Origin of the sequence: Streptomyces sp. CB02058 (assembly GCF_001905505.1) — a bacterium.
Lineage (GTDB): Bacteria > Actinomycetota > Actinomycetes > Streptomycetales > Streptomycetaceae > Streptomyces.
In genome coordinates this window covers 1,224,182-1,246,661 of the sequence record NZ_LIPG01000003.1, presented here as the reverse complement: position 1 = coordinate 1,246,661, position 22,480 = coordinate 1,224,182, and the positions used below count along the sequence as shown (strand labels likewise).

At 69.4% G+C, this 22,480-nt stretch carries 22 protein-coding genes; 8 read left to right on the top strand and 14 right to left on the bottom strand.

The window, feature by feature from the left end:
• The 9 genes from AMK10_RS18925 to AMK10_RS18885 all read right to left on the bottom strand — a co-directional run bounded on the left by AMK10_RS18925 (position 1) and on the right by AMK10_RS18885 (position 10,299).
• Entirely contained in the window at positions 1-1,020 is a 1,020-nt protein-coding gene (locus AMK10_RS18925; protein ID WP_073748976.1) for an MCE family protein, read from the bottom strand.
• A complete protein-coding gene (locus tag AMK10_RS18920) occupies positions 1,017-2,048 on the bottom strand; it encodes an MCE family protein (RefSeq protein WP_073748975.1) in 1,032 nt (343 codons plus the stop codon). The genes AMK10_RS18925 and AMK10_RS18920 overlap by 4 nt, the downstream gene beginning before the upstream one ends.
• Complete coding sequence (locus AMK10_RS18915; protein ID WP_073748974.1) at positions 2,045-3,340, bottom strand: MCE family protein; 1,296 nt, start codon at positions 3,338-3,340, stop codon at positions 2,045-2,047. The genes AMK10_RS18920 and AMK10_RS18915 overlap by 4 nt, the downstream gene beginning before the upstream one ends.
• On the bottom strand, positions 3,340-4,143 hold the full coding sequence (locus AMK10_RS18910) for an MlaE family ABC transporter permease (RefSeq protein WP_073748973.1): 804 nt from the start codon (positions 4,141-4,143) through the stop codon (positions 3,340-3,342). The genes AMK10_RS18915 and AMK10_RS18910 overlap by 1 nt, the downstream gene beginning before the upstream one ends.
• Positions 4,144-4,146: 3 nt before the next feature.
• Positions 4,147-4,992 carry an MlaE family ABC transporter permease gene (locus AMK10_RS18905; RefSeq protein WP_073748972.1) on the bottom strand — a complete coding sequence of 282 codons (846 nt, stop codon included), beginning with the start codon at positions 4,990-4,992 and terminating at the stop codon, positions 4,147-4,149.
• Positions 4,989-5,972, bottom strand: coding sequence for an ABC transporter ATP-binding protein (locus AMK10_RS18900; RefSeq protein ID WP_073748971.1), 984 nt, complete (start codon positions 5,970-5,972; stop codon positions 4,989-4,991). The genes AMK10_RS18905 and AMK10_RS18900 overlap by 4 nt, the downstream gene beginning before the upstream one ends.
• A gap of 698 nt (positions 5,973-6,670) precedes the next feature.
• Positions 6,671-7,624: a hypothetical protein gene (locus tag AMK10_RS18895; protein WP_073748970.1), complete on the bottom strand. Its 954-nt coding sequence runs from the start codon at positions 7,622-7,624 to the stop codon at positions 6,671-6,673.
• Between the two features lie 158 nt (positions 7,625-7,782).
• Positions 7,783-9,228, bottom strand: coding sequence for a DUF6801 domain-containing protein (locus AMK10_RS18890; protein ID WP_107428440.1), 1,446 nt, complete (start codon positions 9,226-9,228; stop codon positions 7,783-7,785).
• Between the two features lie 432 nt (positions 9,229-9,660).
• The gene (locus tag AMK10_RS18885) at positions 9,661-10,299 is read right to left on the bottom strand and encodes a hypothetical protein (RefSeq protein WP_073748968.1); all 639 of its coding nucleotides are present in this window, start codon (positions 10,297-10,299) and stop codon (positions 9,661-9,663) included.
• A 660-nt stretch (positions 10,300-10,959) separates the two neighbouring features.
• Here AMK10_RS18885 and AMK10_RS18880 point away from each other — a divergent pair.
• The 4 genes from AMK10_RS18880 to AMK10_RS18865 all read left to right on the top strand — a co-directional run bounded on the left by AMK10_RS18880 (position 10,960) and on the right by AMK10_RS18865 (position 14,401).
• Complete coding sequence (locus AMK10_RS18880) at positions 10,960-12,174, top strand: helix-turn-helix domain-containing protein (RefSeq protein ID WP_073748967.1); 1,215 nt, start codon at positions 10,960-10,962, stop codon at positions 12,172-12,174.
• A gap of 201 nt (positions 12,175-12,375) precedes the next feature.
• Positions 12,376-12,639 carry a hypothetical protein gene (locus tag AMK10_RS18875; RefSeq protein WP_073748966.1) on the top strand — a complete coding sequence of 88 codons (264 nt, stop codon included), beginning with the start codon at positions 12,376-12,378 and terminating at the stop codon, positions 12,637-12,639.
• A gap of 69 nt (positions 12,640-12,708) precedes the next feature.
• A complete protein-coding gene (locus AMK10_RS18870) occupies positions 12,709-13,182 on the top strand; it encodes an SCP2 sterol-binding domain-containing protein (RefSeq protein ID WP_073748965.1) in 474 nt (157 codons plus the stop codon).
• Between the two features lie 4 nt (positions 13,183-13,186).
• The gene (locus tag AMK10_RS18865; RefSeq protein WP_073748964.1) at positions 13,187-14,401 is read left to right on the top strand and encodes an acyl-CoA dehydrogenase family protein; all 1,215 of its coding nucleotides are present in this window, start codon (positions 13,187-13,189) and stop codon (positions 14,399-14,401) included.
• Positions 14,402-14,560: 159 nt separating this feature from the next.
• Here AMK10_RS18865 and AMK10_RS18860 read toward each other — a convergent pair whose 3' ends face one another.
• Positions 14,561-15,787, bottom strand: a complete 1,227-nt coding sequence (locus AMK10_RS18860) for a cytochrome P450 (RefSeq protein WP_073748963.1) — start codon at positions 15,785-15,787, stop codon at positions 14,561-14,563.
• Positions 15,788-15,894: 107 nt separating this feature from the next.
• Between AMK10_RS18860 and AMK10_RS18855 the strand changes: the two genes are divergently transcribed.
• Both AMK10_RS18855 and AMK10_RS18850 read left to right on the top strand, forming a co-directional pair.
• A complete protein-coding gene (locus tag AMK10_RS18855) occupies positions 15,895-16,731 on the top strand; it encodes a hypothetical protein (protein WP_073748962.1) in 837 nt (278 codons plus the stop codon).
• Between the two features lie 55 nt (positions 16,732-16,786).
• Positions 16,787-18,859 carry an MDR family MFS transporter gene (locus AMK10_RS18850; protein WP_073748961.1) on the top strand — a complete coding sequence of 691 codons (2,073 nt, stop codon included), beginning with the start codon at positions 16,787-16,789 and terminating at the stop codon, positions 18,857-18,859.
• Between the two features lie 17 nt (positions 18,860-18,876).
• Here AMK10_RS18850 and AMK10_RS18845 read toward each other — a convergent pair whose 3' ends face one another.
• The 4 genes from AMK10_RS18845 to AMK10_RS18830 form a co-directional block, all read right to left on the bottom strand.
• Positions 18,877-19,320 carry a YchJ family protein gene (locus AMK10_RS18845; protein WP_073748960.1) on the bottom strand — a complete coding sequence of 148 codons (444 nt, stop codon included), beginning with the start codon at positions 19,318-19,320 and terminating at the stop codon, positions 18,877-18,879.
• A 50-nt stretch (positions 19,321-19,370) separates the two neighbouring features.
• A complete protein-coding gene (locus AMK10_RS18840; protein ID WP_073748959.1) occupies positions 19,371-20,180 on the bottom strand; it encodes an SAM-dependent methyltransferase in 810 nt (269 codons plus the stop codon).
• Positions 20,181-20,244: 64 nt separating this feature from the next.
• A complete protein-coding gene (locus AMK10_RS18835; protein ID WP_014049581.1) occupies positions 20,245-20,481 on the bottom strand; it encodes a DUF397 domain-containing protein in 237 nt (78 codons plus the stop codon).
• Entirely contained in the window at positions 20,481-21,341 is an 861-nt protein-coding gene (locus AMK10_RS18830) for a helix-turn-helix domain-containing protein (protein WP_073748958.1), read from the bottom strand. Before AMK10_RS18830 ends, AMK10_RS18835 begins: the two co-directional genes overlap by 1 nt.
• Before the next feature lie 204 nt (positions 21,342-21,545).
• On the opposite strand from AMK10_RS18830, the gene AMK10_RS18825 reads away from it, so the two are divergent.
• Together AMK10_RS18825 and AMK10_RS18820 are read left to right on the top strand one after the other, a co-directional pair.
• A complete protein-coding gene (locus tag AMK10_RS18825; protein WP_073748957.1) occupies positions 21,546-22,004 on the top strand; it encodes an ATP-binding protein in 459 nt (152 codons plus the stop codon).
• Positions 21,998-22,438, top strand: coding sequence for a hypothetical protein (locus AMK10_RS18820; protein ID WP_073748956.1), 441 nt, complete (start codon positions 21,998-22,000; stop codon positions 22,436-22,438). Before AMK10_RS18825 ends, AMK10_RS18820 begins: the two co-directional genes overlap by 7 nt.
• Positions 22,439-22,480 lie beyond the last annotated feature (42 nt).

The window sequence follows — 22,480 nt, the reverse complement described above, 5'->3', positions numbered from 1 at the left end:
TCAGCGCCCTCCCTGCTTCGGCGGCATGCAGTCGCCGCCGGCCGGAGGCGTGCCCGCCGGCAGATAGCTCTTCGGGACGACACCGCAGACGTAGTTGTCGAACCAGCGGCCGTTGCCGAGCGTGTTGCCGACCAGCCGGTTGTAGGAGCCGGCCAGGGACAGCACCTTGTCGAGACTCTTGCGGTTCTTCACGAGGACCGCGGTGACCCGGCCGAGCGAGTCCAGGGTCGGCTTCAGCTGCTTGTCGTTGTCCTTGACGAGGCCGCTGAGCTGGGTGCCGAGGTCCCGGGTCCCGGTGAGCAGCAGATGGATGGAGTCGCGCCGGGCCTGGATCTCGCCCAGCAGCAGATTGCCGTCCTCCAGCAGGGTCTCGAAGCTGCTCTTCTTGCTCGCGAGGGTCTTTGTGAGCTGTTTGCTGCCCTTGAGGAGGGTGGCGAGCTGGGCGTCCCGCTCGGACACGGTCCTCGACAGCGCGGAGAGTCCGTCCGCCGCACTGCGCACGTCGGGTGGGGAGTCCTTGAAGGTGTCGGAGATCGTCTCGAAGCTCTGGGCGAGCCGGGCGGTGTCGATCTCCTCGATGGTCTCGCCGAGTCCGTTGAAGGCCTGGGTGACGTCGTACGGGGATGTGGTGCGGCTCGCGGTGATGCGGGAGCCCGGGTCCTGCGGGGCGTCGCCCAGCGGGTCGACGGCGAGGTACTTGTCGCCCAGGAGTGTCTTGATGGCGATCCCGACGGTTGAGGAGTTCCCGATCCAGGCGTCCTGGACCTTGAAGTCGACCTTCACCTTGGCGCCGTCGAGCGAGACGCCGGTGACCTCGCCGACCTTCACCCCGGCGATGCGCACCTCGTCTCCCTCGCCGAGCCCCGCCGACTCGGTGAAGTCGGCGGTGTAGGTGGTGCCGCCGCCGATGAAGGGCAGGCTGTCGGCGCGGTAGGCGGCGAGGCCCACGAGGGCCAGGACGAGGAGTCCGGCGATGCTGACCGCGACCGGGTTGCGTTCGCGTACGGGCTTGATTCTCATGCCTGGCACCTCGGTTGGGCGATCGTGATGCCGGTGGGCGGGGCGCTGCCGTCCTCGGTCGTCACACCGCTGACCCTGGCCTCGCAGAGGTAGAGGTTGAGCCATGACCCGTAGGAGGTGAGGCGGGTGATCGCCTCCATCTTGGCGGGCGTCTTCCTCAGGAAGCTCTCGATCGTGGGCGCGTTCTTGTCCAGCCGGTCGGTGAGACGTCCGAGCTGCGCGATGTCGTCCTTCAGGGGCTTGCGTCCGTCCTGGAGGAGACCGGCGGTGACCGTGGTGAGCGCGCCCATCGCGGTGACCGCCTCACCGAGCGGTTTGCGGTCGCCCGCGAAGCCGGTGACGAGCTTCTGCAGGGTGACGACGAGTTCGTCGAAGCCGGCCTCGCGGTCGTTGACGGTCTTCAGGACCGTGTTGAGGTTCTTGATCACCTCGCCGATCACCTTGTCCTTGGCCGCGACGGTGCCGGTCAGCGATCCGACGTGGGAGAGGATGCTGTCGACGGTGCCGCCCTCGCCCTGGAGGACCTGGACGATCGATCCGGCCAGCTGGTTGACGTCCGGTGGCGACAGTCCCTCGAAGAGCGGCTGGAAGCCGTTGAAGAGCTGGGTGAGATCGAGCGCGGGCGTGGTGCGGGAGAGCGGGATGGTGGCTCCCGACCTGAAGCTCCGGCCGACGGGCCCGGCGCCCTGGTCGAGGTCGACGTAGCGCTGGCCGACCATGTTGAGGTACTTGATCGACGCGGTCACCGACGCGGGCAGCTTGCGGCCCTTGCGGACGGCGAACCCGACCTCGGCCACCCGTCGGTCGGCGACCTCGATGGACTCGACCTGCCCGACCTTGACCCCGGCGATCCGAACGCTGTCGCCGACGACGAGCCCTGTGGCATCGGTGAACCTCGCCTTGTACGAGGTGGTGTCGCCGACGTCCGTACTGGCGATGGACAGGCCCAGGACGGTGGTGGCCAGGACGGTCACCACGACGAAGACGATCGACTTCACGAGAGGTCCCGTGAGGGAGCGGCGCTTCACTTGAGCTTCACCTCCGCACCGCGGAACGCGGGCCCGATGAGCACGCTGCTCCAGTCGGGCAGGGTCTCGGGCCGGATCTTCAGGGAGGGGGCGACCAGTTCGTTGACGAGCCGGCTCTCCTCGGGCGAGTTGGGCATGCCGAGCGCGGTGTCCCCGGGCTCCTGGACGTCCGCTTCGGGGGCGCCCGCGTCCGTGGTGGGAGCGGACCGCACATCGGCGGTCGGCACCGGCCTCCCGGTGTAGGGCACCGAGTAGCAGTGCGGGCCGCCGGTCGCGCCGTACACCGGGGTGTCCCTCCCGGCCACGTACTTGCCCTTGGACTCAACGGGCCTGAGGGTGACGTGGAGTCCGGGCCGGTCGGTGCCCTTGCCGAGCGCCTTGTCCATGGCGGGGACGAACCCCGCCATCGTGCGCAGGGTGCAGGGGAAGGCGTCCGAGTACTCCGCGAGGAGTTCCAGCGTCGGGCGGCCCGAGGCGGAGAGGCGGATGAGGTTGTCCTTGTTCTTGCGCAGGAACGAGGTGACGTCCTGGGCGGAGGCGGTGGTGGAGCCGTACAGACCGGCGAGTTCCGCCTGCTGTTCGGCGATGGTTCCGCTGGTGGTGGTGAAGTCGGTCAGCGCGTCCAGGACATCGGGTGCGGCGTCGGCGTAGAGCGTGCTGACCTTGACGAGTTCCTTGATGTCCGCGTTGAGCGTCGGGAGTTGCGGGTTGAATTCCTTGAGGTGCGCGTCGAGGGTGACCAGGGTGTCGCCGAGCTTGTCGCCCCGTCCCTCGAGTGCCTGGGACACGGCGCCGAGGGTGGCGGCGAGCTTCTCCGGCTTGACGGCGGTCAGCATCGGCAGGACGTTGTCGAGGACCTCCTCCAGCTCGATGGCGTTGGCCGAGCGGTCCTGGGGGATCACCGCGCCCGCCCGGAGTGCCCGTGCGGACGGGACGGCCGGGGGCACGAGGGCGACGAACCGCTCGCCGAAGAGGGTGGTGGGGAGCATCTGGGCGGTGACGTCGTCGGGTATCTGTCCGAGCCTGTCCGGCTGGATGGCGAGGGTGAGGCGCGCCCCGTCCCCCTCGACCGCGATGTCGCGCACCTGGCCGATGACGACACCGCGCAGCTTCACGTCGGCGTTGTCGTGCATCTCGTTGCCGACGCTGCCGGTGCGCACGGTCACGGTGGCCACCTCCGTGAAGTCCTTCTCGTACACGGACACCGACAGCCATACGAGCATGGCGGGCACGAGCACGAAGGCCACTCCCGCGAGTCTGCGGCGCACCGTCTGCGCCGTGGGAGAAGGCATCAGCCGGCCACCTTCACGGTTGTCGTCGCGCCCCAGATGGCGAGCGAGAGGAAGAAGTCGGTGACGCTGATGAGCACGATGGCGTTGCGCACCGAGCGGCCCACGGCCACGCCGACGCCGGCCGGGCCGCCGGTGGCGTGGAAGCCGTAGTAGCAGTGGGCGAGGATCACCAGGACGCTGAAGATCAGCACCTTGAGCACCGACAGCAGCACGTCGTCCGGGGAGAGGAAGAGGTTGAAGTAGTGGTCGTAGGTGCCCGCCGACTGCCCGTTGAACAGCACGGTGACGTAGCGGGACGCCAGGTAGGAGGAGAGAAGCCCGATCGCGTACAGCGGGATGATGGCGACGACGCCCGCGATGATCCGCGTGGTGACGAGGTAGGGCATGGAGCGCACGCCCATCGCTTCCAGGGCGTCGACCTCCTCGTTGATCCGCATCGCGCCGAGCTGGGCGGTGAATCCCGCGCCGACGGTCGCGGAGAGCGCGAGGCCCGCGACGAGCGGGGCGATCTCCCGGGTGTTGAAGTACGCGGAGATGAAGCCCGTCAGGGCCGAGGTGCCGATCTGGTCGAGGGCGGCGTACCCCTGGAGGCCGACGACCGTGCCGGTGGCGAGGGTCATCGCGATCATCACACCGATGGTTCCGCCGATGACCCCCAGGCCACCGCTGCCGAAGGCGACCTCGGCGAGCAGCCGCTGCACCTCCTTGAGATAGCGGCGCAGGGTCCGCGGAATCCAGATGAGTGCCCGTACGTAGAAGGTGAGTTGCTCACCCGAGCGGTCGAGCCAGCCGAGCATCGACATCGGTCAGCCCCCCTTCGGGGGGACGATCTGGAGGTAGACCGCCGTGATGATCATGTTCACGAGGAACAGGAGCAGGAAGGTGATGACGACGGACTGGTTGACCGCGTCGCCGACCCCCTTGGGGCCGCCGCGGGGGTTGAGTCCCCGGTAGGCGGCGACGATGCCGGCGATGAAGCCGAAGATGAGGGCCTTGAGCTCGCCGACGTAGAGGTCGGGGAGCTGGGCCAGTGCGGAGAAGCTGGCGAGGTAGGCGCCGGGCGTGCCGTCCTGCATGATCACGTTGAAGAAGTAGCCGCCGAGCGTGCCGACGACGGAGACCAGGCCGTTCAGCAGGACGGCGACGAACATGGTGGCCAGGACGCGCGGCACGACGAGGCGCTGGATGGGCGAGACGCCCATGACCTCCATGGCGTCGAGTTCCTCGCGGATCTTGCGGGAGCCGAGGTCGGCGCAGATGGCCGAGCCCGCCGCTCCGGCGATCAGCAGGGCGACGATGAGCGGGCTGGCCTGCTGGATGACCGCGAGGACGCTCGCGCCGCCGGTGAAGGACTGGGCGCCCAGCTGCTCGGTCAGGGAGCCGACCTGGAGGGCGATGACCGCGCCGAAGGGGATCGAGACCAGGGCCGCGGGCAGGATGGTCACGCTGGCGACGAACCAGAACTGCTCGATGAACTCCCGTACCTGGAAGGGGCGCCGGAAGACGGCCCGGGCGACGGCCAGGGCGAGGGCGAAGAGCTGCCCGGTCTGGCGCAGCGGGGCGAGGAGCCGGGAGGACGGTCGCTGTCCGGGGGGCTCCGGCGTCTTCTCGGCGGCCGGAGCGGGAGGCCGCACGGGCAGTGGTGCCGTCATCGGCGCCCACCGTCCAAGGTCGGCGTGTAGCTGTTCATGATGGCCGTACGGGCGGCCTCCGGCAGCTGGCCCATCATGGAGATGACCCGCTCCCTGCGGCGCAGTGCCGCCTGCCGTACGGGCATCCCGGGCGAGGGCTCCAGCTGCGGGACGACGGTGCGCGGCCCTGTGGCGTATCCGTGGCCGTTCGTCTGCTCGGCCGCGAGGGTGGCCGCGTCCTTCTCCTCCGACATGCCGATGGGCCCCTCGCGGCGCCCGGCGAGGAACTGCGAGACCACGGGCATGTCGCTGGTGAGCAGGACCTCGCGCGGCCCGAAGGTGACGAGGTTGCGGCAGAACAGCATGCCCATGTTGTCCGGGACGGTGGCCGCGATGTCGAGGTTGTGGGTGACGATGAGCATCGTCGCGTCGATCTGCGCGTTGAGATCGATGAGCAGCTGCGAGAGGTAGGCGGTACGCACGGGGTCGAGTCCGGAGTCCGGTTCGTCGCAGAGGATGATCTGCGGGTCCAGGACGAGGGCGCGGGCGAGACCGGCCCGCTTGCGCATACCGCCGGATATCTCGCCCGGCAGCTTTTCCTCGGCGCCGAGCAGTCCGACGATGTCGATCCGCTCCATGACGATGCGCCGGATCTCCGACTCCTTCTTGCGCGTGTGTTCACGCAAGGGGAAGGCGATGTTGTCGAAGAGGGACATCGAGCCGAAGAGGGCGCCGTCCTGGAACATGAGCCCGAACAGCTTCCGGGTCTCCATGATTTCCCGCTCGGGGCTGTTCACCATGTCGACGCCGTTGATGAGCACACGGCCCTTTTCCGGCTTCAGCAGTCCGATGATGGATTTCAGGAACACGGTCTTCCCGGTGCCGGAAGGGCCGAGCATGACGCTCACCTCACCGGCCGGCAGCGTGAGACTGACGTCCTGCCAGATGTTCTGCTTGCCGAAGGATTTCGTCAGGCCTTCGACGACTACTTCGATTCCCATCGGCCCTCCCTCGAAGTGGTGGTGAACGACGTCATCTGTCTGCGCTCCGGCTCCGGTACGTGCAACGACGGCTTGTCACACATGCACCAGGAGGCGCACGTTATGTCCGTCGAAACCGCCAGGACAAGCCGTTGAACAGCGGAAATCGCCGGATGTCGATCTCGGTGTGGATCACTTGTCACCGAATGACAAACCCGCTCGGCGGCTTTGTCGGAAACTGCGCAAGCTCTCCGGGTGCACCGGGGTCCCGCGGCCCAGGGGGGCCGGAGCCACGAGACCCCGGGGGTGGAAGTCCTCCGCCCCCGGCGGAAGGTCCGGGGCCGGATGAACTCCCGGCGGAATCCCGGTTCAAGAGGGCTCGACCAGGACTCCACGTGCGTCGAACAAGCAGGTACGGACGTGTTTCCCAGCTGCTCAGACGGGACGCTACGGGCCAGTAACCTAAGTCCGCAATAGCACTTCACGAACTTTCTCCGAGGTAATTGCGCAGCCCCGTTTTCTTATGCCCCGATGAGTAATCGGCGCGCGAAACCTGTCGAAAAGTGAGGGCCTGGGGAGCGGGACGGCGGGCTCCGCGGACGCCTCCGGACACACCGAAGCCCGCCCCGACCAGGGTGCATGCGGTCGGGGCGGGCTCGGAGGGGCTGCACGACGGCACGCACCGAGTGACAAGGTGCGCGACGCGCCGGAACCCGGGACTACTGCACTGCGGAGTGCCAGTTCTGGGAGAGCTCCTTGCCGGCGTTGGGCACGGAGAGCCCCGGCGCGGTGAGGCCGATCGTCGAGGTCTTGGCATCGTTCAGGACGAGGTTGTTCGACCCGGCCGCCGCGGGCAGGCCCACCTTGAGGTCGATGGCCCAGCTGAGGATGCCACCGAGCCCGCAGCCGCTGGCCTTCGGCACGGAGAACTGGCTGTCGCCCTGCCCGGCCCCCGACAGGGCGAGGTTGATGAGCGAGCCCTCATCGGGGTTCGCCGTTCCGTCACCGTTGTATCTGGAGGCGGCCAGGGACGGGGCACTCAGGTTTCCGGGGCGCAGGAGCACCGGGCTGCTGTTGCTCCCTATGTAGCAGTTGGATCCGAGCAGGGGGTTCTCCAGACGGATCTTGACGGGCAGCTTGACGATCGGCCCGGTGGAGATCCCGGCGACCAGGCTGAACTCGGTCGGAGTTCCGGCCGACTCCACCGTGGCGGTCACCTTGTTCAGTGTGGCGTTGGTGATCTGTCCGCAGACGGCGGAGACCACGGGAACGTTGCTCGGGCACATGATGCCGAGCAGTCCGCCGGGGATCGTGGTCTTCCCGCTGATGATGGAGCCGGCGGGCGGCGGAACGACCGTGTAGGTCCCTTCGGCCGGATGCTGGATGACACCGAACTGCAGGTTGGTCGATCCGGTCGTCGCCGTGACGTTACCCAGTTTGATCGTCCCGTTGGGCGAGGTGGACGTCACGCACAACGGGACCGCGGTGTCGCCGTCCGTCGCGAGCATGGCGGGGGCGTCCACGGGACACCGGTCGAACGGGGCCCATGCGCCGCCCAGCTGGGTGGCGGCCGTGGCCGCACCGGCCGGCGACGCGGTGAGCGGCATGACCAGCGCGGCGGACGCGGCAACGGCGCCGGCGGCCTTGATCCAGGTCTTCGGGGCAGGTCTCATTGTTCCCTCAATTCGGTAGCAGGCGCGAGGAGGTGCTGTGCTCAGCAGGGTGCTCGGGGCGGCCGCGGGGTCGGCGGCCGCCGTTGGGCAATGGTGATCGAGGGCGACCGCGGTTCGGCGCGTCGCCGTTCGGCGCGAGGGCCGGGTGTGACTGCGGGTCAGCGCGTCGCCTTGGGGACGTCCTGGGGTTCGTACTCGGGTGTACAGGCGGAACCGGTCGAAGGAACGCAGGGCGCCCCCTGCACCTGCTTGACGAATCCGGGGGATCCGGACAGGGAGGCGGTGAAGAGGCTGTCCAGGTCCTCGCCCACACCGCATCCCTCGAACGGCGGGATGTCGGCCGACCCGGTCAGTTCCCCTCCGGTGATCACCGTGTAGCCCTCGTTCCCCTTCTCCGGGTCCCAGGTTCCCAGGCCGGTGAGCGAGAGCCGGAACGGGCGCTCCGTCCGACAGCTGTCCCCCACGTCCAGCGCGACGCCGTTGACCTTCACGTCGTGCAGCCGGAGGACGAAGTCCATGTCGACGCTGGTGGTGGTCTTGGTGAAGCCCCCGTTGAGGAGATCCGTGATGCCGTGGGACACCACGTTGCGGTCCTCCGGGGAGTTGGGCTTCGGAGGGATCTGCGTCATCTCGAGGGTGGCCGTCGTCGGCATGAAGCCGAAGGTCAGGAACGTTCCCGTGGTGGGCGGCAGCTGGGGCTTCCCCTTGTAGTCCAGCACGATCGCCGCGTTCAGCACCGCGTGCACATAGGGGAACTCGAACCAGTTCTCGCCGTCGTACGTGTGGATCCGGGCGCAGGCCGGAGGGAACTTGGTGGCGCCGTCCAGCTTGGTCACGTTCGCGTAGCCGGCCACGTAGGCGACCATGTCGCGGCCCTCCACGTTGAACGGGTCACCGACGCAAGGGGGTGCGGCCTCGGACGCGGACTCCTTCGCCCGCTTCCCGACCTCGGGTGCGCCGGGACGCGTCTGCTCCTCGTCGCCGGGCCACTGGTCGGACGCGGACGGTTCCGGTGTGGGCGTCCCGGTGTCACCGGTGTCACCGTCCACGCCGACCGTCGCCAGGGTCGTCTCCTGATCCGCGTCCACGACGCACTGCACGGAGAGGGCCGGCGGCTCCGCCGGGGTTCCGTCGGCCTTCTTCACAGCCAGTTCCAGTGCGAGGCCGGAGGCCTTGAACTCCAGGTCGCCCGGCGCCCCGGGGCGGATGTAGGGAACACTCCCCGCCGTGCTCAGCGTCAGCTCGCCCTCCTCGGGTACCGGTGCCGCCTCGGCGGCAGTCCCGATCCACTCCGCCCGGGCCTGCCGGCCGTCCTGGACGACGTCGACGGAGAGCTGCGCCTCCGCGCTCACGGACGCCGCTCCCGACTCGGCCAGGGCTGCCGACGCCGCCTCGGGCAGGGTCAGGTCAAGTGCCATCCCCTCGGGCTGGATCGTCTGTCCGGCCTGAGCGGATTCGGGGACCGTCACGGCCAGCCGGACCTTCACAGGCTGGTCGCCCTCCGGGAAGTCGCACGTGTAGGCCAGCTCCGCGTCGATCTCCTGCACACCGGAGGCGGCCTGCGCGCCGGGGATCATCCCCCCGAGCAGCACAGCGGTGGCCACTGCCGCACCGCGCGCTGTGCGCCTACGCGTTCCCGCCATACGACTTCCCTTCACTGACGATGTCCCCTTCTCGGACAACCGGATGTTCCCCCGCGCGCCGGAGGGCCCCGGCGCGCTCCCTGCCGACCCGGCCCAGGCGTGCGGCCGGGTCACGGGGAGCACCCGACGGTCGGTACGGCCGTGCCCCCGACCGGGGGTGACAAGCGTGTGCCTGGCGCTGTACGTCCAGTTGGCATCCGGAGCCCCGGGGCCCGGGGCATCCGGCCGTGACGGTGCCGACGGTCGGCTCGTACGTGGTGTTGTCACCGACGCCTGCGCACGGTTCACTTCTCCGATTCGGCGGAGCGGGGCGGCGCAGGCTCTCCGGCGCGGGGATCGCACAGCGGGCCCGCTGTGCGATCCCTCATCACCCGTACCGGGTCCGTGACCGGATCAGGGGGTGTAGACGATGCCCGGCTTGGTGGTCGTACCCGTCTTGACCACGTTGTACTTGGCGGTGTAGATCGGGTGCTGGCCCACGGCCGCGATGCCGGTGCAGCCCGGGGTGACCGTGGCGACCGTCAGCTGGTAGGTGGCGCTGCTGCCGATGGTGAGCTGGCCGCTGGTGTTGTTGTAGGACCCCGTGACGTCACCCGTCACCGTGAAGGTGCAGGTGAGGACCGTCACCGTGGCCTTCACCCCGGTGATGTACCCGGTGGTGGTGCCCGCGCTGTAGGAGTTCGCCTTCAGCTGCCACGCGGGGGAGGTGTTGGCGGACGGCGTCACCGGGCCGAAGGGGCTGGTGCACCCGCTCCAGGTCAGCGGAGCGATCGTGCCGACGGTGACGTTCGAGGTACCGGAGGCGGTCGCCAGCACGGCGTTGGCCGCCGACGTCGTACACGTCATCGGGATGCCGTTGAGGCTGAGCGAGACGGTACCGGAGTTGGTGGCCGAGACGGCCACCGGCGAGGGAGCGGGGGTGACGGTCCAGGTCGGAGCGGCGACGCCGGCGGTGGCGGTGGTGGCTCCGAGGGTGACGGCAGCCGCGGCGGCACCGGCCGTGACTGCGATCTTTCTGAGGGTGTTGCGCACAGTGAGTTCCTCCGATTCGGCAGTGCGGGTGCACTGTTGCGGGGAAGGCACTCGCATTCCTGCAAAGGTGCAGGGAGTGCCGCGAAGAATCGTGTTGCGTGGGGGCCGTGCTGCTCTTTCAGCCACACACGTTCTGTGACAGGGCGTGACGTTACTTGCGGGAAACTTGGAGCACAATCCTGCGCGTCAAGATTGGTCCGGCAAGTTTTTTTCCTCGTCAACGGGTCACTAATTCGGCGCGCACACTTGTCACTTGGTGCGCAATATTTCTGGAGAATGTCGCACGGTGCCGGAATCCCGTCGCGGGCGCGGTGTTCACGCCGGGGCGCCGGGAGAAGATCACGGGGGCTGCCGAGGGCCCGGCCGCCACCCCGCGACGGCCGCCGGCGGGACCGTCGAACCCGCTCATCTGCGACCTCGACGCGGCCTGCGGCCGAAAACATTGTCCGGAAGTGAGCATTTACCGCCCCACCTGCACGGGAGCACCACAACGGCACCACGATGTGTGCCCCTTGCACTTCGATCTTGTCCAAGCTGTGTGCACCCCGCCCGACTTGGTCTATCTTCGGCGCCGATGTTGGTATACACCTGTCGGTCCGTGGGAGCGCTTTCCCCCCACCTGCTCCACTCAGCCGGGCCCAGGAAAGCAAGGGGACGGTCATGCCGAGACTCATCCAGCCGCTGGACACCGGAGACCCGCTGGGGCCCCTCCCCCAGGAGTTCGCCGCGATCATGCGACCCGAACTGCCGAGCCTGATCAAAGAGATAGGCATGGAAGTGACCCGGGCCTATCCGGAATACGCGCGTCTACTGAACGGCCCCAATGGCACGTCCATCCGCATGGGCGTCGAACAGAGCCTTTCCTCATTCGTCGACCTGGTGGCCGAACCCTCGTCCCCCACGGTCCTGCGTGACGACATGTGCCGGAGATTCGGCAGGTTCGAGGCATACGAGGGCCGCACCATGGACGCACTCCAGGGTGCCTACCGACTGGGCGCGCGGGTCGCACTGCGCCGGGCGAAGAAAGTGGGCCGGAGCTACAACTTCTCGCCGGCACTGATGCTCAGCTTCGCCGACGCCCTGTTCGCGTACGTGGACGAGCTCGAGTCGCTGTCCCGTGAGGGCTTCCTGGAGGTGCAGGCCCAGTCCGACCAGCAGAGCGAGGCGGTGCGCCGGCGGCTGCTGCATCTGATCCTCGCCGGCCGGCCGGTACCCCGCAGCGCCATCGCCGAGCTGTGCGAGCAGACGGGGTGGACCCTGCCCGAGACCGTCACGCTCGTCGCGGTGCGCGCACCGGCCGGACTCGACCGGATCAGCGCGGATCACGACGTCCTGATCGACCCGGGAGACCCTCAGCCGCACCTGCTGATCCCCGGGACCTTCGACGACGCGCGCAGGGAGATGCTCGACCGGACGATCCCGGGCGGGGGCGCGGCGATCGGGCTCACCGTGCCGACCGCGCTCGCGGCGGACTCGATCCGCTGGGCCCGCCGCGTGCTCGAACTGGTCGACGCGGGGGTCATCGACGACGCACCGGTCATCCTCTGCGAGGACCACCTCATCACGCTGTGGCTCCTCTCCGACCCCGTCCTCCTCGATCAGCTCGCCGAGCGCGAGCTGGCCCCGGTGTCCGGCATCAGCACCACGCGGCGCGAGCGGCTGATCGAGACGCTGCGGATCTGGCTCGACACCCGGGGGACCGCCGCCCAGATGGGCGAGCTGCTGGACGTTCACCCCCAGACGGTCCGGTACCGGATGCGCAGCCTGGAGGCCATCTTCGGCGAGCAGCTGACCGATCCGGAGAGCCGCTTCTCCACCGAAGCGGTGCTGCGTGCGCTGCAGTTACGCGCCCGGGGCGGCCAGTCACTCAACTGAAGCCGTACCACCACACACATGACGGGAAGTCAACTTACCTTCTGGTAAAGCGAAATAGACGGTCAGTCCCAAACGGTTGCGACACGGAGACGTTCTCAACGAGAAACCAGGAACTGCGTCCCGTTACATGAGGAGGAGCGGTGGCCCACCGGCCATCGCGGAGCACCACCTCCTGGCCAACCATCCGAGAGGGAAATCCCGATGACCGCCTCGCACCTCCTCGTCCCCGTGCCGATCCCGGACCGGGTCGCCGAGCTGATCGGTTCCTGCACCCCGCCGCACATCCTCCAGGCGGAGTTCGACGCCGTCTGCGCCGCCCGCGAGGTGCGCCGGTTCCGCGGACCGAGGCTCGGCGTCGAGGACCAGGCCGACCGCGAGCAGGCCCTGTCCGAGCTGGCATGGGCCAACAAGGTGCTGTCCGCCCATCACCCCCGTCTCCCGGTCCGTCCGGACAGCGCCTGGTGACGCTTGCGAAGCGGCGACGCCCCCCTTACCTTACTCAGAAGTAAGTTTACTCTGGAGTAAGGATTTGGCGTGGCCGACAACAGCAGCGGCAACCTCACCGATGAACTGTCCGGGCTCGACTTCGCCGCCGTCTCCCCCGAGGAGTTCGCGCGGATCGTGAAGGGCCTGTCCGCCCAGCAGCTCGGCGAGGTCATGCGCGGCGACCTGCGCACCCGGGTGCTGAGCGAGGTCTTCGGCCGGATGCGGCAGCAGTTCCGCCCGGAAGCCGCCGGCGGGCTGACGGCGCTGATCCGCTGGAAGATCACCGGCGAGACGGACGAGGTCTACGAGACCGCGATAGCCGACGGCGCCTGCACCGTGAGCGCGGGCCGCTCCGACGGTGACCCCCGTACGACGCTCGTGATGGGCGACGCCGAGTTCCTCAAGCTGGTCTCGGGCAACGGCAATCCCGTGACGATGTTCATGATGCGCAAGCTGAAGGTCGCCGGTGACGTCGGTCTGGCCTCCGGGCTCACCCGCTACTTCGACATCCCGAAGGCCTGAGCCCATGAGCTACTTCTCCCTCGCCCTGACCGAGGAACAGCAGGACCTGCGCAACTGGGTGCACGGCTTCGCCGCCCAGGTGGTGCGCCCCGCGGCCGCCGAATGGGACGCCCGGGAAGAGACTCCGTGGCCCGTCATCCAGGAGGCCGCCAAGATCGGTCTGTACGGATTCGAGTCCCTCGCCGACATGTACGGGGACCCCAGCGGTCTCTCCCTCCAGATCGCCAACGAGGAGCTGTTCTGGGGGGACGCCGGGATCGGCATGGCGCTCTTCGGCACCTCCCTCGCGGTCGCGGGGATCTTCGCCTCCGGCACGCCCGACCAGCTCGCCGAGTGGGTCCCGCAGTGCTACGGCGACGAGGACGACCCGAAGGTGGCCGCGTTCTGCGTCTCCGAGCCCCAGGCCGGCTCGGACGTCTCCGCGATGACGACCAGGGCGCGTTACGACGAGGCCGGTGACGCGTGGGTGCTCTCCGGCCAGAAGGCGTGGATCACCAACGGCGGCATAGCCGAGATCCATGTGGTGGTCGCGTCCGTCGACCCGTCCCTCGGCGCCCGGGGGCAGGCGGCGTTCATCGTGCCGCCCGGCACGAAGGGCCTGGCGGCGAGCCGCACCATCAAGAAGCTCGGCCTGCGCGCCTCGCACACCGCCGACGTCTTCCTCGACGAGGTACGCGTCCCGGGGCACTGTCTGCTCGGCGGGAAGGAGAAGCTCGACGCACGGCTCGCCCGCGCCCGCGAGGGGGGAACCGCGAAGGGCCAGGCGGCCATGGCGACCTTCGAGGTCAGCCGCCCCACGGTGGGGGCGCAGGCGCTGGGCATCGCGCGGGCGGCGTACGAGTACGCGCTGGAGTACGCCGGGGAGCGCGAGGCGTTCGGCCGCCCCATCATCGAGAACCAGTCGATCGCGTTCGCGCTGGCCGACATCCGCACCGAGATCGAGGTCGTGCGCCTGCTGATCTGGCAGGCCGCGTGGATGGCGCGGAACGACCGGACCTTCGACGCCGGGCAGGGGTCCATGTCCAAGCTCCGGGCGGGCGAGCTCGCGGTCTCCGCCACGGAGAAGGCCGTCCAGATCCTCGGCGGCGCCGGCTACAGCAGGGAGCACCCGGTGGAGCGGATGTACCGCGACGCCAAGATCTACACGATCTTCGAGGGGACGAGCGAGATCCAGCGTCTGGTCATCGCCCGCGCCATATCGGGGCGGCACATCCGCTGACGAGACCCTTGCCCGGGTGGTCGACCCGGTGTCCGTGCGACGGCCCGGCGATCCGGTCTCGGGACACCGCGGACGCCACGGGGCACCACCGGCCGCTCCGGTGACCGGCCTCCGTCGGGTGGCGGAGGCCGGTCACCGGAGCGGAGCGCTCCCCGGCCCTCAGACGCCGGCCGGGGTGAACCGTACGGGCAGCGATGCCGGGCCCCGGGTGAAGACGCCCTCCTCGACCGGGCTGAAGCCGTCGGCGAGCCGCAGGTCCGGCATCGCGTCCAGCAGCTGGTTCACGCCCGTCTCGACCTCGGCCCTGGCCAGCAGCGCACCCACGCAGAAGTGCCGGCCGAGCGCGAACGCCAGATGGTCGGCCGCCGCGGAGAACGCCGTGGTGCTCGTCAGGTCGTCGCGGAAGAGGTCGAAGCGGTCCGGCTCGGCGTAGCGGGCCTCGTCCCGGTTGGCCGAGCCGATCAGGCAGGTGACGGTGGCACCGGCCGGGACGGTGCCCCCGGAGAGCTCCACCTCTCCCGCGGTCTGGCGCATGATCATGTGGACCGGAGGGGTGTAGCGCAGCGTCTCGGCGAAGGCCCGGTCGACCAGGGACCTGTCCCGGCGCACGGCGTCGAGCTGCTCGGGGTTGGCCAGCAGATTGGCGAAGACCGAGGCGATGGCCTTGTCGGTCGTCTCCCCGCCGGCCGCGAGCAGCAGGCTGCAGAACGCCTTGATGTCCTCGTCGCTCATGCGTACGCCGTCGACCTCGGCGGCGCAGAGCGCGGAGAGCAGGTCGTCCCCGGGCTTCTCGCGCCGCTGCTGGATGACCGGGATCATGTACTCGGCGAACTCCTGGCGGGTGCGCTCCCCCGCCGCCGCCACCTCGGGGTCGCCCGCCAGGTTCCCGAGGAAGGCGATGACAGTGGTGTACCAGCCGTGGAAACGCTGGTGGTCCTCCCTGTCCAGACCGAGCATGTCGGCGATGACCAGGACGGGGAAGCGGGTCGCGAAGGCGGCGACGAGATCGGCCTCGCCCTTGTGCCGGAAGGCGTCGATGAGCTCGCGGGCGTTGCGCTCGATCACGGGCAGGAACTTCTCCTGGAGGTCCGCGCCGCGGAAGGCCGGAGCCACCAGGGCGCGCCTGACGGCATGCTCCCTGCCGCTGAGCTGGAGGATCGTCCTGCCGTGGACGGGCTCCAGCTGCCAGTCGTAGTTCTCGGTGGTGAATTCCTGGGCCTTGTCCTTGAAGACGCGCTCGACGTCCTCGTACCGGGAGACCAGGTAACTCCCCGTGGCCTCGTGGTGGATCAGTGGGGCGCTCTCACGCATCGTCCGGTAGGCCCCGTAGGGATCGGCTGCGAAGGCGGGCGAGAGAATGTCGGGAGGTGACGACGCCTGGGACACGTGTGACTCCTGTGGGGCAGAGACCAAGGTGCTTCATGACAGTGAACGGGCAACACCAGCAAGGCTATTGACCGGCAGCCCGATCCCGAACCCCCTGGGAGTATTCCTTGAACGCCGCCCCCGGCACACCGCGCCCCGCTGTCCTCTTCGTCACCGATCTCGCCTACGAGGCACGCGGCCGGCGCTACTGCGACGAGGACATCTTCCTCACGTCCCGGCTGCGCGAGGCCTTCGACGTCGCGCTCTGTCACCCCCGGGACGCGGCGGCGCTCCTCGACGGCTTCGACGCGGTCGTCGTACGCAACAGCGGTCCGGTGCTGCACTACCAGGAGGCCTACGACGCGTTCCGGGCCCGGGCGCGGGAGGCGGGGGTGCGGGTCTACAACACGCTCGACGGGCGCGCGGACATGGCGGGCAAGCAGTATCTCGTCGATCTGAGCCGCGCCGGATTCCCCGTGATCCCCACGGTGGACCGCGCCGAGGACCTCGGGCTGCTCCCCCGGGCCGCCGGATACGTGGTGAAGCCCAAGCTCGGAGCGGACTCCGTGGGCCTGCGGTTCACCGAGGAGCCGGAGCTTCCCGAGGGCGCCGACGGCACCCTGCTCGTCCAGCCCCGGATCGACTTCAGCTACGAGGTGTCCTTCTACTTCGTCGACCACGACTTCCAGTACGCCCTGCACGCGCCCGACCCCGAGCGGCGCTGGGTCCTCGAACCGTACGCGCCGAGCCCCGGGGACCTGGAGTTCGCGCGGCGCTTCGTGGAGTGGAACACCCTCTCCCACGGCATCCAGCGGGTGGACGCCTGCCGGGCGCCGGAGGGCGAACTGCTGCTCGTGGAGCTGGAGGACCTCAATCCGTATCTCTCCCTCGACCGCGTCACCGAGGACGTGCGCGACGCCTTCGTGGCCCGGATGACGGGCTCCGTGCGGGCCCTTCTGGCCTGACCCGTCCGGCCGTCCCCCGGATGCGTGGGGCGGGGACGGGTGTGACGGTGCGAAGGTGACGACTGCCAGCGATACCGCCCCCGCCGCGCGGAGTGCCGCAGCGCCGCCCGTCCTCGACCCCCGGCGCCGGAACATCGTGTTCGTCACGATCGTGCTGGGAATCCTGCTGGCGGCCCTGGACCAGACGATCGTGGGCACGGCGCTCCCCACGATCGTCTCGGACCTCGGCGGCGCGGAACACATGTCGTGGGTGGTGACGGCCTATCTGCTGGCGGAGACCGTGGCGACGGTGCTGGTCGGCAAGTTCGGTGACCTCTTCGGGCGGAAACTGATCTTCCAGATCTCCGCGATCATCTTCATCACCGGCTCGTTCCTCTGCGGTCTCGCGTCGAACATGCTTCTCCTGATCATCTGGCGGGGTGTGCAGGGCATCGGTGCGGGCGGGCTGATGGTGACGTCCATGGCGCTGATCGCCGATGTCATCCCCCTGCGCGACCGGGGCAAGTACCAGGGGGCGATCGGGGCCGTCTTCGGTGTCGCCACGGTCGTCGGACCGCTGCTGGGCGGACTGTTCACCGACCATCTGACGTGGCGCTGGGCGTTCTACGTCAATGTCCCGATCGCGATCGTGGTGGTCATCGCCGCCGCCCGCACCATCCCCTCCGTGCGGGCCGCCGGGCGCCCGGTCATCGACTATCTGGGCATCGCGCTGGTCGCGGTCGGCGCCAGCGCCCTGATCCTCGGGACGAGCTGGGGCGGCAACGAGTACGCCTGGGGCTCACCGGTCATCATCGGCCTGTTCATCGGCGGCCTCGTCGCCCTGGCCCTCTTCTGCGTGGTGGAGCTCAGGGCGAAGGAACCGATGCTGCCGATGCGGCTCTTCCGCAATCCGGTGTTCGCCGTCTGCTCGGTGCTCAGCTTCATCGTGGGCTTCGCCATGCTCGGCGCGATGATCTATCTGCCGACCTATCTGCAGTACGTCGACGGGGACTCGGCCACACTCTCCGGTGTACGGACCCTGCCCCTCGTGGTGGGCCTGCTGGCCGCCTCGATCTTCAGCGGCAACGTGGTGAGCAAGACCGGCCACTACCGCTTCTTCCCCGTCATCGGCTCCCTGGTGATGGCGGCGGGTCTCTACCTGCTGTCCCGCATGGGCCCGGGCAGCGGGGTCTGGCTGGAATCGCTGTACATGCTGGTGCTGGGCATCGGGATCGGCCTGTCGATGCAGGTGCTGACGATCGCCGTGCAGAACACCGTCGACTACGCGGACCTGGGCACCGCGACGTCCGGCGTGACCTTCTTCCGTACGCTCGGCAGCTCGTTCGGCACGGCGGTGTTCGGCACGATCTACGCCAACGCGCTGCGGCCGAATCTCACGCAGGGCGTCGAGGAGGCCGCGCGGGCGGGCGGCGACCCGGCGACGCTCGCGCGGGCCGCGGAGAGCCCGCAGGCGGTGCACGCGCTGCCGGCGGAGCAGACCGCCCCCTTGGCCCAGGCCTATGCGGACACCCTGCACACGGTCTTCCTGTGGACGGTGCCGGTGGCCCTGCTGGGCTTCGTCGTCTCGCTCTTCCTGAAGCAGGTGAAGCTGCGCGACAGCGCCCGGGCGGGTTCGACCGACATGGGCGAGGGCTTCGCCCAGCCGAGCACCGGGGACGCGGAGAAGGTGCTCGAATCCGCCGTGGCGCGGATCCTCCACGAGGCCGGTCCGGACACCGCCCGGCGGATCGTGGCCCGGTCCGACACCCGCCTCGACATGGCGGGGGCCTGGGCCGTGATGCAGGTCGACCTGTTCACCCGGATGGTGGGCCACGCGGGGCTCAAGCTGATCGCCGCCCGCCACCGGATCCCGCCCGAGGTCCTGGTGCCGGTCTTCGACCGGATGATCGAGGAGGGATACCTCACGGGGGACGGCCACCTCTTCACCCATACGGCGGCGGGCGCGCGGGAGGCGGCGACCATTTCGGACGCGTGGGGCCGCTGGCTCAACGAACGGCTGGCCGAGGACGGCGCCAGGCCCGACGACCGGCAGCTGCGGGCGGCGGTCGACGTGATCGCCAAGCGGCTGCTCGCGGAGGACCTGGCCCAGCAGCTGGCCCCGCCCGAGCCGGCCGTGGCCGCGGTCTGATCCGGCCGGACCCGTCCCTACTCGGCGAAGACCGCCTCCTCGTACACCCACGCGCCCTCGTGGCGGACGAAGCGGCTCTTCTCGTGGAGCGAGCCCGGCCCGCCGCCGTCGGTGTAGTGGGCGCGGAAGGTGACCGTGCCGGTGGTGTGGAAGGCGCTGCCCTCGGTGGCCGCCAGGATCTCCAGCCGGACCCAGCGCGTCGCCGGGTCCAGGTCGAGGGTCTGCGGGCGGGTCGCCGGGTGCCAGGTGCGCAGCAGGTATCCGGCGTCCCGGACGGCGAAGGCCGCGTACCGCGACCGCATCAGCGCCTCGCAGGTCGGGGCTGCCGCCGCGCCCGAGTGGAACCGGCCGCAGCACTCGGCGTAGGGGGCGGGCAGACCGCACGGGCACGGTGATTCCGGGGCGGTCCGGTCCGGTGCCGCGGAGGCCGAGGCGCGCGGGCGGGAGGTACGTCGTGACATGCCCCCATTGTCGCCCGTGCCCCTGGTCGGCGGTGGGCCGGGTCCGGGGATCAGCGCTTGCGCGCCACGCCCGCGTAGCCAGGGATGGGGTCGACGCCGGCGACGTCGATCACCTCGCCGAGCTCCGGACGCCAGTCGGCGGAGAGCGAGACGCCGGGCTCCACGAGTTCGAGGCCGTGGAAGAACGCGGTGAGCTCGGCGCGCGAGCGGGGCCGCAGGGTCATCCCCCGGGCCTTGTACATGGCGCGGGCCTTGGCGGCGCCCTCGGGGTCGAAGTCGCCCGTGGTGTGCGAGAGCACCAGGTAACTGCCGGACGGCAGGCGCTCCACGAGCCGGTCGACCAGTTCGGCGGCGCCGTCCTCGTCGTCCACGAAGTGGAGCAGCGCGAGGAGGGAGAGCGCGATGGGCTGGTCGAAGGCGAGGGTCTTGCCCGCCGCTTCCAGGATCGCGTCGGGCCGCCGGGCGTCGGCCTGGATGTATTCGGTGGCGCCCTCGGGGGTGGAGCGCAGCAGTGCGGCGGCGTGGGCGAGCACGATCGGGTCGTTGTCGCAGTAGACGACGCGCGCGTCCGGGGCGGTCCGCTGGGCGATCTGGTGGAGGTTCGGCTCGGTGGGTATGCCGGAGCCGATGTCGAGGAACTGGCGTACGCCGCTCTCGGCGAGCCAGCGGGTGGCCCGGTGCATGAAGGCCCGGTTGACCCGGGCCATGTCCCGGCCCCGGGAGTCCAGTGCGAGGAGCTGCTTGGCCATCTGTTCGTCGACCGGGTAGTTGTCCTTTCCGCCGAGGAACCAGTCGTACATCCGTGCCGGATGCGGCTTGCTCGTGTCGATCTCGACGGTCTGGGGGTCCTGCCCGGTCATGACGCACTCCGTTGGTCGTGGTGATCGGCGAACAGCGTGTGGAGCGAGAAGGTGTGGCGGTGTGTCAGGTGAGGAGGAAGTCGGCCTGGCCGGCCTTGGCACCCTGGATGAAGGCGGCGATCTCGCCGTTGGAGTAGATGAGTGCGGGGCCGTCGGGGTCGGCGGACTGGCGCACCGCCACTCTGCCGTCCGCCAGCTTCATCGCCTCGATGCAGTTGCCCCCGTTACCACCGCTCCACGGCTTGTACCAGCCTTCGGTGCCGAGGTCGGCGGCCGGCATGCCGTTGTATATGTGGTTCATCACAACTCCTTGCGGAAGTCCCGGAGGATTTCCTTGGTGCCTTGTGCAGTTGCGGCCTGAGCCGCCATTCGGTCCATGACCTCGAGATAGGAAGCCACCTCGGGACGCGCGTCGAAGTAGACGGCGCCCGTGAGGTACTCGCTGTAGACCATGTCCGGGAGTTCGGGGACCGCGAAGCGGAAGAGGACGAACGGGCCGTAGGTGCCCGGGTGGTGACCGGTCGAGAACTCCGCGATCTGGAGCGTCACATGGGGCATCTCGGTCGCTTCGAGCAGGCGGTCGACCTGCGCTCTCATGACCTCCGCGCTGCCGACCGGGCGGCGCAGGACCGTCTCGTCCATCACCACCCACAGCTTCGGCGCCTCCGCCTTGGTGAGCAGCGACTGACGCTCCATCCGCAGCGCCACGTGCCGCTCGATGTCCGCAGGCCTGGTCTGGCCGACGGCGCCGGTGCGCAGGACGGAGCGGGCGTAGTCCTCCGTCTGCAGCAGGCCGGGGATGAAGTGCGGCTCGTACATGCGCAGGAGGCTCGCGGCGCCCTCCAGGCTGACGTACATGCTGAACCAGTCGGGCAGCACGTCGTGGAAGCGCTGCCACCAGCCGGGCTTGTTGGCCTCTTCGGCGAGTACGACGAACGCGTCGGTCTCCTGCTCGGTGATCCCGTACGCCTTCAGGAGAAGCTGGATATACGGGATCTTCAGCCCGACCTCGGCCGTCTCCATCCTGCGTATGGTCCCGGGGGCGACACGGAGCACCTTCGCCGCCTGATCACGGCTCAGGCCGACGCGCTCCCGCAGATCCTGCAGGCGCTTGCCGAGAACGACCTGGCCCACGGTCGGGGCGGACCGCGGTTCGCTCACTTCAGACCTCCCGATGCGCTGTTGCCAGCAGTGTGCCATGCGCCCGGCTTCATGGACACAGCCACTCTGAATTTTTCAGAGTGCCCCTTGCCAAGTGTTCATGTCAGGGGGAGAGTTGGTGACCGAACCAAGTTCGCGTAGTCGCGTCCGGCCGTTTCGGGACGGTGCGAAGCGTGACACAGCCCCCACTGTGAGGAATCGGTCGTGGCACCTGGCAGTGCGCTCATCCCCCGGCTCTTGGACCTCAGCCCCGGGACGGAAGCGCTCCGTTACTGCTTCGCGCTGCCGGCGCATCCCGAGTCCGTCGCCGGTGCCCGGCGCCTCACGCGGGAACGGCTGGCGGACTGGCGGGTGAGCGGCGATGCCTACGACGCGGCGGTTCTGATCGTCTCCGAGCTGGTCACCAACGCCGTCGTGCACACCGCCAGTTACCGGGTCGTCTGCGAGCTCAGGTGCGACGCGGACCGATTGCGCATATCCGTCCAGGACCAGGGTCATCAGCCCGGCGGCCCCCGGATGTCTCCCACGGCCGACGGCGAACACGGACGCGGACTGCTGCTCGTCGACTCCATGAGCGCCGCCTGGGGTTCCCTGGACGCGGGGAACGGCTCGGGTCGCATCGTATGGGCGGAACTGCCGTACGACATGGAGCGGGCATGCTGAAGAACGCCCTGTCCCATCTGCTCGGCGCGCGCCGGGCCCGCCCGGTGGAGGAGGACGGGCCCGGGGGCCGCGTCCGGCTGCCGCTGCCGCCCGCGCTGTCGGCGAGCCTCGGATACGACGCGGTGGGCGTTCCCGCGCGTTACGGGTTCCGTCTGATGTCGCATCTGCCGCGCGCCGGATGCGTGTTCGCCGACGCCGACCAGTGGTGGTGGATCGTCCCCTCGGGCTCGGATCTCGATCTGGACTGGCCGGAGCAGTCGTCGTACGCCACCGGGGCGTACGTCCCGGCCGGGCGCCCCCGGCTGATCCACGCCCCGGACAGCCGCACGCCCTACACGCCGCCCATCCCGCTCTTCCTCATGGTGTGCCAGGTCACCGGTGTCGTGCCGTCCTGGGACCCGGCCGGCGGGCCGAGGGCCGTGCCCGCTCCCTGACCGGACGCCCGCGGCGGCACCTCCCGAGGGGCGTTGTCAGTG